The 11,390-nt window shown below is 46.8% G+C and carries 7 protein-coding genes and 1 pseudogene; 1 reads left to right on the top strand and 7 read right to left on the bottom strand.

All coding sequences use genetic code 11. The annotated features are described in order from the left end of the window. Positions 1-324, bottom strand: a pseudogene (locus tag Q4Q49_RS04530) (AraC family transcriptional regulator); the annotation flags it as partial. Positions 325-408: 84 nt separating this feature from the next. Between Q4Q49_RS04530 and Q4Q49_RS04525 the strand changes: the two are divergent. Continuing rightward, positions 409-1,125, top strand: coding sequence for a type 1 glutamine amidotransferase (locus tag Q4Q49_RS04525; RefSeq protein WP_311998727.1), 717 nt, complete (start codon positions 409-411; stop codon positions 1,123-1,125). A gap of 97 nt (positions 1,126-1,222) precedes the next feature. Here the strand turns inward: Q4Q49_RS04525 and Q4Q49_RS04520 are convergent, their stop codons facing one another. The 6 genes from Q4Q49_RS04520 to prfB form a co-directional block, all read right to left on the bottom strand. Then, positions 1,223-2,911, bottom strand: a complete 1,689-nt coding sequence (locus tag Q4Q49_RS04520; protein WP_259576061.1) for a glucan biosynthesis protein — start codon at positions 2,909-2,911, stop codon at positions 1,223-1,225. 425 nt (positions 2,912-3,336) lie between these two features. Beyond that, positions 3,337-3,771 carry a PaaI family thioesterase gene (locus tag Q4Q49_RS04515; RefSeq protein ID WP_012090074.1) on the bottom strand — a complete coding sequence of 145 codons (435 nt, stop codon included), beginning with the start codon at positions 3,769-3,771 and terminating at the stop codon, positions 3,337-3,339. Between the two features lie 184 nt (positions 3,772-3,955). After that, positions 3,956-6,121 carry a catalase/peroxidase HPI gene (katG, locus tag Q4Q49_RS04510; RefSeq protein ID WP_259515241.1) on the bottom strand — a complete coding sequence of 722 codons (2,166 nt, stop codon included), beginning with the start codon at positions 6,119-6,121 and terminating at the stop codon, positions 3,956-3,958. Between the two features lie 310 nt (positions 6,122-6,431). Next, complete coding sequence (locus Q4Q49_RS04505; RefSeq protein ID WP_006080390.1) at positions 6,432-7,904, bottom strand: carbon starvation protein A; 1,473 nt, start codon at positions 7,902-7,904, stop codon at positions 6,432-6,434. Between the two features lie 692 nt (positions 7,905-8,596). Then, positions 8,597-10,099, bottom strand: a complete 1,503-nt coding sequence (gene lysS / locus Q4Q49_RS04500; protein ID WP_006080389.1) for a lysine--tRNA ligase — start codon at positions 10,097-10,099, stop codon at positions 8,597-8,599. 28 nt (positions 10,100-10,127) lie between these two features. Further along, a protein-coding gene (prfB, locus tag Q4Q49_RS04495) for a peptide chain release factor 2 (protein WP_006080387.1) occupies positions 10,128-11,226 on the bottom strand; the annotation gives its coding sequence in 2 pieces (ribosomal slippage) (positions 10,128-11,150 and positions 11,152-11,226; 1,098 coding nt in all). Positions 11,227-11,390: the final 164 nt, after the last annotated feature.

The following is an 11,390-nucleotide window of genomic DNA, read 5'->3' as shown; positions in this document are numbered from 1 at the left end:
AGTGACGGGTTTAATCATGGCACCATAATCTCGACCATACATAGGATTCAGATAGACGCCAATAAAGCAGGTATCTGTAATCGCAACAGACTCATGTATCACCCCTGCTGGCACAAAAAGCGCTGTGGTATGGGGAACTAAAAACAGTGCGCCATCTGCCTCTGTCTGTAACAGGCCTTGAAGTGGGAAAATAAGCTGATGCCAACAGTGCTGGTGTAAAACATCCACATAACCCTTCTGCATCTCAATCGTTTTTACAAAGGAAGGCATATTAGGCGCTTGCTCAATAATGGTGTTAATCGAATCGAGTTGGCGACTTAGCATTATTACTTGTCCATATGACGTTATTCAGCCAAATAAAAAGGATTGTAGCATAGCGTTATCCCATAAAAGACACAGGAAAACTCAATGCAGATTCATTGCATTATTCATGAAAGCTATGAAGGTCCAGGCTATTTTAGCGATTGGGCCGCAAGTAAAAACTACAAAATGAGCTTTAGTAGAGTCTATCTAGGTGAAGCTTTACCCGAAAATAGTGATGGTTTTGATCTGTTAATTATCCTCGGTGGCCCCCAGTCTCCCGCGACATGCCAAAGTGATTGTCCATATTTTGATAGCCAAGCAGAACAAAGACTTATCAGGCAAGCTATCCAGACAAATAAAGCCGTTGTGGGGGTTTGTCTTGGGGCACAGTTAATCGGCGAAGCATTAGGTGCCCGTTATCAAAAGAGTCCACATGCCGAGATTGGTTACTTCCCCATTGAACTAACTGCGGCAGGAAGAGGTGATATTAGCCTTAAGTCATTTTCGACAACTGAAGTGGTCGGCCACTGGCATAACGACATGCCAGGCCTCACTCCCGATTGCGAAGTGCTCGCCACAAGTGAAGCTTGCCCACGGCAAATTATACGTTACACACATTTAGTTTTTGGATTTCAATGCCATCTTGAATTTATCAGTAGCCAATTAACACCATTAATTGCCCAAGAAAGTGCTTTTTCTAGCACACAGAAAATACCCTATATTCAAAGCCCTGAGTTCATACTGGGGCAATCAACGACTCGAATGAATCAGTTGCTGGGGCATTTTTTAGATAATCTAGTCTTAGCCTATCAAGCCGTATAAACCCAAAAACCTGCAGAGGCAGGATTAAGTGAGCTAAGCCATAACAAAAACGCCAGCTAAGTTAGCTGGCGTTTTAGATTAATAACTCACAAATCGCTTATTGCAGATGACCCGCATTATGCAATTCACGATCATCCTTTGCAGGCGGATTCCACTGATACATCCAAGTTTCAGACAATGGCTGGCCATCGACTTCTAAATAGACTCTCAGGTTAATCGGCTCAGTGCCGTCTCCGGGTGGCACTACGTCAAACATAGCGCGGTAACCATTAATGGACGCTAGAGGACGGGCAGATTCAATTTCGACTTTGCCTTCAGATGCAGTGATCACAGCTTTTACTTGGGTGTCTTTGCCTATCATAGGCAAAGTGCCGCCCGCGAAATCCACCACAAAACGCTTACTGTAGTATTTGCGTTTCTGGCCAACTACGCCGCCAATCCCGGTGAAGGTATCAACAACGCGAGCACGGGGTGATTGAACCGGTGGAATGCCGCCCCAATACATGTTGTAGCTATACAGCAGCTCTTGACCCGGAACAATCGGCTCTGCAGGATTCCAGAAAGCCACTATGTTATCGAAGGTTTCATCCAGTGTTGGGATTTCAACTAACTGCACTGAACCTTTGCCCCAACTGCTTGTTGGTTCAATCCACAGGCTTGGGCGTTTATCGTAAAACACGCCGTCATCCTGATAGTGATCGAAGTTACGGTCACGTTGCAGTAAGCCAAAACCTTTTGGATTTTCATCGCTATAGGCGTTGAATCGTAGGTTTTCTGGGTTACCTAGTGGACGCCAAATCCATTCACCATTACCCGTGTGCATGGCTAAGCCATCGGTATCATGGATTTCTGGACGCCAGTCGTAACCGGTGCGGCGATCGTTCTCACCCACCATAAACATACTGGTCAGTGGCGCTACGCCTAAACGTTCAATCGCTTTACGTGGATAAACAGCCACATCCACTTTCATTTTTAAACGCTCACCCGGCTCGATATCGAAACGGTAAGCACCTGTCACACTCGGAGAGTCTAACAAGGCATACACAGTCGTGATGTTCGATCCTGGTTTAGGTTTTTCTAACCAGAAGTCGGTGAACATTGGAAACTCTTCAGGTTTTGGCAGCGCAGTATCCACCGCTAAACCACGAGCCGACAGGCCGTATTGCATCTCATGACCCACAGCGCGGAAATAACTGGCGCCAAGGAAAGCGACAACGTCACGTTCCCAATCGGTATTGAACTGCATACGGAAACCCGCAAAGCCAAGATCCTTAGGCAACTGACTGCCTTTCACCTTTGACTTGCCGTAATCGAACATAGAAGGCGAATAGTCGATTAACTTAGCCTTGCCTTCATTCAACTCATAGATGTGAATTGGCGTGTCGAAATACAGCCCTAGGTGGAACAGCTCGGCACGAAATTCCGAGTCCTGATCGCGCCACAGTGCGGCTTTCTTCTTGAAGTGGAATTGTTGGTAATCATCCCAGCTCATGCCCTGAAGGCTTTTAGGCAATTCGCCTTTATGGCTTTCATAGGGTTGTGCAGCCATAGTACGGGCGTAGCCCTTAAGCCAAGCGTAACTAAACTCTTCACCTTCTTGTGGTGACGCCTGCTTACCCGCTGCACACGCCGAAAGACTCAGCAATACGCTACAGGTTAACAATACGCTGCCAACCATGCGCTGCAAACGGCCGCGACGAGAGGAGGATTGGGCTTCAATCGAAGGTACTGTCACCATCGATTGTTGGTAAATGTTTCTTTGTTCGGGAAATAAATTGGGTTGCATAAGCAGACTCTGAATTGGTGTAACTTCCTGACACTTCCCTGCAAATCTAACCAAATTGCAGTGATGGCCCTGTGGAGAACTGTTGATGACAGAGGTAACAATACAGCGATCAGCAACAATTCGCCAGAATCTAGCATACTTTCTGTCGAATGGAATATCGCATGCTAGCTATTTTCAATCTTGAAGCCTATTTATGAAAATATGATGAAAAAATTCCGTTATTTACTGAATTAACATCTATATAAATCCTTACCGCTAACAAGGCAATTGTCGATTTGATTGCAGATGCTAGTGCTCAGATTCGGCATGAGTTAACTCATCAATCCATGGCTTAAACTCGAAGAGGCCGTATCGCCGCAGCACGCGATGGAAAAGCCAAGGCAAAGTGCAGCACAGATAAGATTGCATGAGCGCATTGAATCGGTTTACGGCCTTAAAATCATGCAAGTCGCCGTGGCGGTAGCCAGTAATTTTCCATCCTGCGTTTTTAGCGTGCCTTCCGAAATCCCTAAGGACTTAGACAGATTAATCACTCTGCCCTCGGCTACTAACACTTGGTGCTTAGGCACAGGTCGAATCATTTTAATATTCAAATCGATAGTACCGTAACCCACACCCGCTTCGAGCAAAGTGTGCACAGCGCAGCCAGTAACAGAATCCAGTACAGTGGCAGCGAAACCACCATGAACGCCGCCCAGCGGATTCAAATGCTTATCATCAGCTGTCGCATGAAACAGCACTGAACCTTCTTCGGCTTGAACCAAGGACATAGGCATAGTCTGGGTGATCGAAGGTGCGGGCAGTTCGCCCTTTGCCATTGCCTGTAAAATAGCTAAACCCGACATTTGCTGAATGTTCATATTCCTACCCTAAATTGATAAACACCATTACAGACTAATAAAAATGACCGCTTAACCACAGAGGATTAGGCGATCATTTGACTGACAATCCACTTAAGCGCTAAGCCAACCTTCAACACTACAAGGCTTAAATTGGATCCATTAACCACTAAAATAAGACTAATAATATCAGTTAAAGCTAGGCTCAGCGCAGATCAAACCTGTCTAAGTTCATCACCTTAGTCCAAGCCGCGATAAAGTCATCGATAAATCGCAGCTGCGCATCGCTGCTCGCGTACACTTCTGCAAGCGCACGCAGCTGCGAATTAGAACCAAAGATCAAATCAACCCGCGACGCCGTCCATTTTGGCTCTCCGCTAACGCGATCCACGCCCTCAAACCTATCTTCCGCTTTTGAGGTGGGTTTCCACGTCGTGCCCATATCCAGCAAGTTAACGAAAAAGTCATTAGTCAAAAACTCAGGACGCGCGGTCAATACACCCGTTTTAGATTGATCAGCGTTAGTATCTAACACCCGCAATCCACCGATGAGTACCGTCATTTCCGGTGCAGTTAAGGTCAGTAATTGTGCCCTATCGACCAATAACTCCTCCGCAGATACCGAAAATTGAGTGGGATGATAATTTCTAAAGCCATCGGCGACCGGTTCCAACACCGCAAAAGATTCCACATCCGTTTGCGCTTGCGTGGCATCCATACGACCCGGTGTAAATGGAATCGTCACTTCAACCCCCGCATTTCTGGCCGCTTGGTCAATACCGACACAACCTGCCAGCACAATCAAATCAGCAAGGGAGATTTTTTTACCGCTTTTGTTGAACTCAGACTGAATACTCTCAAGTACTTTCAGCACCTTAGCAAGTTGTTCAGGCTGGTTCACTGGCCAATCTTTTTGCGGCGCGAGACGAATTCGGGCACCGTTCGCACCACCGCGCATATCAGAACCACGGTAGGTCGAAGCAGAGGCCCAAGCGGTTGATACTACTTCTGAAATCGTTAATCCAGAGCCAATAATCTTAAGTTTAAGATCCGTTACATCCTGCTCATCAACCAAGGGATGATCAACCGCTGGGATGGGATCTTGCCAAAGAAACGCTTCTGCTGGCACTTCAGGACCCAAATAGCGTGTACATGGCCCCATATCCCTGTGCGTCAGCTTGTACCAAGCCTTTGCAAAGATCTCAGCAAACTCATCAGGATTTTCAAAAAGTCGACGCGATATTTTCTCGTAATCAGGGTCGAAGATCAGTGCAAGGTCAGTGGTTAACATGGCCGGCACATGGCGTTTTGAGGCGTCGTGCGCATCGGGAATCACCCCTTTACCCGCACCATTTTTAGGTATCCACTGATGGGCGCCCGCTGGGCTCTTAGTCAGTTCCCATTCATAACCGAATAGATTTTCAAAGAAATTATTACTCCATTGGGTTGGCGTTGAGGTCCAAGTCACTTCAAGACCACTGGAAATAGCATCGCCACCTTTACCGCTTTTGTAGCTACTCTTCCAGCCTAGCCCTTGCTGCTCAATACTAGCGGCTTCAGGCTCAGGCCCGACTAATGCAGCATCACCAGCCCCATGGGTTTTACCGAAAGTATGGCCACCGGCAATCAGCGCCACAGTTTCTTCATCATTCATCGCCATGCGGGCAAAGGTTTCGCGAATATCAACGGCGGCAGCGAAGGGATCGGGATCGCCATTGGGTCCTTCTGGATTGACGTAAATCAGCCCCATTTGCACTGCGGCGAGGGGATCTTCAAGATCCCGTTCACCAGAATAACGCTTATCGTCTAACCACTTATCTTCGGCTCCCCAGTAAATATCGGCTTCGGGTTCCCAAATATCCACCCGCCCACCGGCAAAACCTAAGGTTTTAAATCCCATAGATTCCAGCGCGACATTGCCCGTGAGGATTATCAAATCGGCCCAGGAGATTTTATTGCCATATTTTTGCTTTATCGGCCAGATAAGCCTGCGGGCTTTATCGAGGCTGACGTTGTCAGGCCAGCTATTTAACGGCGCGAAACGTTGATTACCACTGCCCGCTCCGCCGCGCCCATCACCAGTGCGATAGGTGCCAGCGCTGTGCCAAGCCATACGAATAAATAGTGGTCCATAGTGGCCAAAGTCCGCTGGCCACCAGTCCTGTGAATCAGTCATTAATGCGAGGAGGTCTTGCTTTACCGCGGCCAAATCGAGGGATTTAAAGGCTTCAGCATAATTGAAGTCATCACCCATAGGATTCGACAAGGAAGAGTGCTGGTGCAGAATATCGAGCCGCAGCTGTTTAGGCCACCAATCTCGATTCGTGGTGCCACCAGCAGAATGATGCATAGGACATTTGTTCTCAGACATAACGTGCTCTCCTTCTGTTCGCAAAAAATATTCAAGTAAATAAAAACTAAATGACTTTTGCTGCATGTTTGTACTGCATAACGTTCTCTATCACCGACTAATCGTTTCAATAGAGAAACAAAAACCAGTCTAACGACCTTACCTTACCTCTAGATGAAACGCGATGAATCATCCCATTAAATAATGTTCAGCAAACATTCCCCTTTATAAATTAAGATATTAAAGGATAGTCAAGTTACTGCTGATCATAAAAAACAAGGGCTGCAAAATGCAGCCCTTGTGTCTATACGGTCAAACTTTGCATAACGGACTATTTCACGTCTGCCACAGGTTTGCGGCGGTTGTGCGCAATGATCAGCGCAACTAAACAGATAACCCCGACTGCAATACCCACAGGCTGGCTCAAAGGTTGTGGTAAACCCAGACCAATACCCGCAGTCATAATGTAAGAAACCGTGACGCTGGTGCCACCAATGGCTGGCAGGCTGACAATCCAATGGAAGGTCCCGCGATCGAACAAATACTTAGTCGCTAACCACAATACACTGGTTGATAGCAGCATATTTGAGAAGGCAAAGTAGCGCCAAATCAAAGAGAAATCGATCTTCGTCATAAAGTACGCAATCGTAAGGATAGGTACCGCGACAAGTAAACGATTACGCATACTTTGCGGGATATGGAAGGCGTCGATAATCGTCAGTCGCAGCGAACGGAACGCGGTATCACCAGAGGTGATCGGGAAGATGGCCACGGCAACAATCGCCATAATGCCGCCCACCACACCGAGATAAGTCGTCGCCACTTGGTTCACCACTAAACCTGGGCCACCTTGGTCGAGCAGACTCTTAAGCTCAACATAACCACCAGGGAAAGCCGCAATACCGGCCGTTGCCCATACACAAGCAACAATACCTTCAGCAACCATAGCGCCATAGTACACGGGACGCACATACTTCTCGTTGGTCAAACAACGGGCCATGATAGGCGCTTGGGTCGAATGGAAACCACTAATCGCACCACAGGTAATAGTCACAAACAACAGTGGCCATACTGGTAATCCGTCTGGATTTGGCTCAAGTAACTCGTTGTTGTAGTGGCTGTGATCAAAATAAGCAAACACATCACCCATTTCAGGTAACTGCGGCGCATTGAGCATCAGGGCAACTGCGATAGAAACCGTCATCACTATCATCAACAAACCAAATGCGGGATACAGTTTAGTGATGATTTTATCAATCGGCAGCATAGTCGCCAAAAAGTAATAGGCTAAAATCACTAACACCCAGAAGGTGTTATTGCCAAAGATGGTGTCTTTGAAATAATCGAGATTACTCAGCAAACCTGCTGGGCTCATGATAAAGACCACGCCCACAAAAAACAGCAGCATGGCAGTAAACAGCAACATCACGCCTTTAAAGTAGATATTAAAGTAGTGACCAGCGATCTCAGGCAAACTCTTACCGTCTTCTTTAATGCTGAGCACGCCAGAAAAATAATCGTGCACCGCGCCGCCAATAATGTTCCCCAGCACAATCCACACTAAGGCAATGGGACCGTACAAGGCACCGAGGATCGGACCAAATATCGGTCCCACACCTGCGACATTGAGGAATTGGATCAGAAACGCTTTAGCCGGATGAACCGGAACATAATCGACGCCATCTTCGAATCTCGCCTGCGGCGTCTTAGCTTTAGGATCTATACCCGCTTGACGTTCCACAAAGGGGCTATAGAACTTGTACGCAAGCACTAAGAGTGCGATACAAATAAAGAAAATTAACATTATTTAATTATCCATACTTTAGTAGGAGGTGATTTAATGGAGAGTTTCATTGAGTTAGCTACTGAGGTCAAGCAACACACTATTAGACTAATGTCGGGTTGATTATCTGAAATTGCCACAGGAGTGGGTATAGGTGAATAAATGCGTTTAAAAATAGTTCATCGTACTGTTTATAACGTCAGTGATGCAGCCTGCTATTTTGGCGTTCACTGATTGCCGCGTCTTAACCCCTTCATCCTAGGTCTTCCCGTAAATATTCTCTACCAATAATGAAATGAACACAGCCAATATCGTGTGTAACTGGCGACGGGATGCCTGCAACGTGGCTGAGTATTTCCTGACATACAATATGAAACCCCAAGTTAAAGCCACAATCGACACTCACAAACTAAACCCGCAATCTACACTACAATCGATAGCAACACCTGAAACTCACATGCCACTTGATGATGTTCATCTAACCTATTTTTAGGTCGCTAATAGCTCGACTCTAGCACGCATCATTTTTAGCTATTTTAGAAAACAAAAAACCAGCCAAATGGCTGGTTCTTTTAGAGGGCATTCATCACTGTGATGGTTTGGTTATACCTAAATCAATCACTGCAAACTTAACCAAAAGCGACTCACTAGCAGTCGCGTGGCTAAGCTAATACAACAAAATGTACAACGACGAAATGCCTTGTTCGACTGCATTACGCCTGTGGGCGCATCGCTGGGAACAGGATCACGTCACGGATAGTATGAGTGTTAGTGAACAACATCACTAAACGGTCGATACCAATACCTTGACCTGCCGTTGGTGGCAAACCGTGCTCTAGTGCAGTGATATAGTCTGCATCGTAAAACATAGCTTCATCGTCGCCAGCATCTTTCGCGTCAACCTGCGCTTTAAAGCGGTTGTCTTGATCTTCAGCATCGTTCAGCTCGCTAAAGCCGTTAGCCACTTCGCGGCCACCGATGAAGAATTCGAAACGGTCAGTGATGAAATGGTTGTCATCGTTACGACGTGCCAGAGGTGAAATGTCCGCTGGGTAGCCAGTGATGAACGTCGGTTGCATCAATTGCCATTCAGCAGTTTCACCGAAGATTTCTTCAAGCAGCTGACCACAAGTCCAGAACTTCTCAATCTTCATGCCTAAGCTTTTCGCTAGATCGCGCATGAATTCAACATCTTTCACTTGCTCATAGGTCATAGCTTGGATAGTGGCGTTATCAGGATTGTACTTCTGAATCGCTTCTAACATGCTTAAACGTGCGTATGGGCCACCGAAATCAACAGTGTGCTCGCCGTATGGCATTTGCGCACTGCCAAGCAGTTCGATAGCAATCGAGCTGAGCATTTCTTCGGTTAAGTCCATCAGATCTTTGTAGTCTGCATAAGCCATATAGAATTCCATCATAGTGAATTCTGGGTTATGACGTGGCGACAGACCTTCGTTACGGAAGTTACGGTTGATTTCGAACACACGCTCAAAACCACCAACCACTAAACGCTTCAGATATAATTCTGGCGCGATACGCAGGTACATTGGCATGTCTAAGGCGTTGTGATGAGTGATGAAAGGACGGGCCGAAGCACCACCTGGGATCACGTGCATCATAGGGGTTTCAACTTCCATGAACTCTTTTTTGATCATAAAGTTACGGATTGCAGAAACCACTTTAGAACGCATGATGAAGGCATTGCGCGAATCTTCGTTAACGATCAGATCCACGTAACGTTGACGGTAGCGCATTTCTTGATCGGCGAGACCATAATAGTCCGCAGGCAATGGACGCAGCGCCTTGGTCAGTAGCTCATACTGTTCCATGTTGACGTATAAGTCGCCTTTGCCAGACAAGTGCAGTTGACCGGTTACACCGATAATGTCACCGATATCCAGACCTTGAAAACGCTCTTTCAAATCAGCTTGTACGCTTTTTTCAGCATAGGCTTGAATACGGCCAGACACGTCTTGGATCACTAAGAAAGGACCACGTTTTGCCATGATGCGGCCAGCAATGCTGGTCTTAAAACCTAAGGCTTCGAGTTCTTCTTTAGTGTTTTGACCATACTGTGCTTGCAGTTCAGCCGCTTTATGGGTGCGACGGAAGGTATTTGGATGCGCATTAGCACTACAGTTTGGGCGAATGCTTTCTAGCTTGGCACGGCGCTCGGCGATCAGTTTGTTCTCATCAATTACTTGTTCAGTCATCTTATTTCTCGTCTATACCTTGAATTAATTACAGCCCAGATTTCAAACTGGCTTCGATAAACTTATCCAGATCGCCATCGAGTACCGCTTGAGTGCTACGGTTTTCAACGCCTGTGCGTAAGTCTTTAATGCGGGCATCGTCTAATACATAAGAGCGAATTTGACTGCCCCAGCCGATATCAGACTTAGCGTCTTCAGCGGCCTGTTTGTCGGCATTTTGCTTGAGCATTTCTAACTCAAACAGTTTTGCTTTCAGCTGCTTCATCGCAGCGTCTTTGTTCTTGTGCTGTGAACGGTCGTTCTGACACTGCACGACTGTGTTAGTCGGTAAGTGGGTAATACGAATCGCCGATTCTGTTTTGTTAACGTGCTGACCACCCGCGCCCGATGCGCGGTAAGTGTCGATACGCAGATCCGATGGGTTGATATCGATAGTGATATCGTCGTCGATTTCTGGATAAACGAACACAGAGCAGAATGACGTATGGCGACGACCCGATGAGTCGAATGGCGACTTACGCACTAAGCGGTGCACGCCCGTTTCGGTACGTAACCAACCAAACGCATATTCGCCAGTGAACTTAATGGTCGCGCCTTTAATACCGGCCACGTCACCATCGGTCACTTCCATCAACTCTGGGCTAAAACCATGGGCTTCGCCCCAACGCAGGTACATACGCAGCACCATGTTGGCCCAATCTTGGGCTTCGGTACCACCACTGCCAGACTGAATGTCTAAATAACAGTTTGACGCATCTTGCGGGCCGGAGAACATACGGCGGAATTCGAGATCGGCAAGGCGGCTTTCGAGATAATCCAGCTCTTTACTGGTTTCGTTGAACGTGTCTTCGTCTTCCTCTTCAATAGCCAGCTCGAGTAAGCCTTCAACATCTTCAAGACCTGAGTCCATATCGTCTATGGTTTTGACCACAGCTTCTAGGCTGGCGCGCTCTTTGCCTAAGGCTTGGGCGCGCTCTGGGTCATTCCACACTTCTGAACTTTCAAGCTCACGGGTAACTTCTTCTAGACGCTCATTTTTGGCATCGTAGTCAAAGATACCCCCTAAGAAGCTGCGTGCGTTCGGCAAGCTCCTTAATTTTGAATTTTACTGGATTAACTTCAAACATGAATTTTCAACTTTCTTTATTTGGCCGCTTTAATTGATCTTCCACTAAAAGAGGCGATGATTAACAGTATTTGCAACCGCGCATTTTAACCTAACCAGGCTGGTAAACCTAGGGGGGCACTGTTCATTAAATGGGATAACAAGGATTATTTTCCGGCCAAAAAG

The sequence above is a fragment of the Shewanella sp. SP1S1-7 genome (assembly GCF_031932105.1).
GTDB classification, from domain to species: Bacteria; Pseudomonadota; Gammaproteobacteria; order Enterobacterales; family Shewanellaceae; genus Shewanella; species Shewanella baltica.
This window is presented reverse-complemented; position numbering and strand designations above follow the sequence as displayed.

Excerpts from the sequence above, each read along its gene's own strand:
- Q4Q49_RS04525 (WP_311998727.1), top strand. The coding sequence starts at position 409 with ATGCAGATTCATTGCATTATTCATGAAAGCTATGAAGGTCCAGGCTAT.
- Q4Q49_RS04520 (WP_259576061.1), bottom strand. The coding sequence starts at position 2,911 with ATGCAACCCAATTTATTTCCCGAACAAAGAAACATTTACCAACAATCG.
- Q4Q49_RS04515 (WP_012090074.1), bottom strand. The coding sequence starts at position 3,771 with ATGAACATTCAGCAAATGTCGGGTTTAGCTATTTTACAGGCAATGGCA.
- katG (WP_259515241.1), bottom strand. The coding sequence starts at position 6,121 with ATGTCTGAGAACAAATGTCCTATGCATCATTCTGCTGGTGGCACCACG.
- Q4Q49_RS04505 (WP_006080390.1), bottom strand. The coding sequence starts at position 7,904 with ATGTTAATTTTCTTTATTTGTATCGCACTCTTAGTGCTTGCGTACAAG.
- lysS (WP_006080389.1), bottom strand. The coding sequence starts at position 10,099 with ATGACTGAACAAGTAATTGATGAGAACAAACTGATCGCCGAGCGCCGT.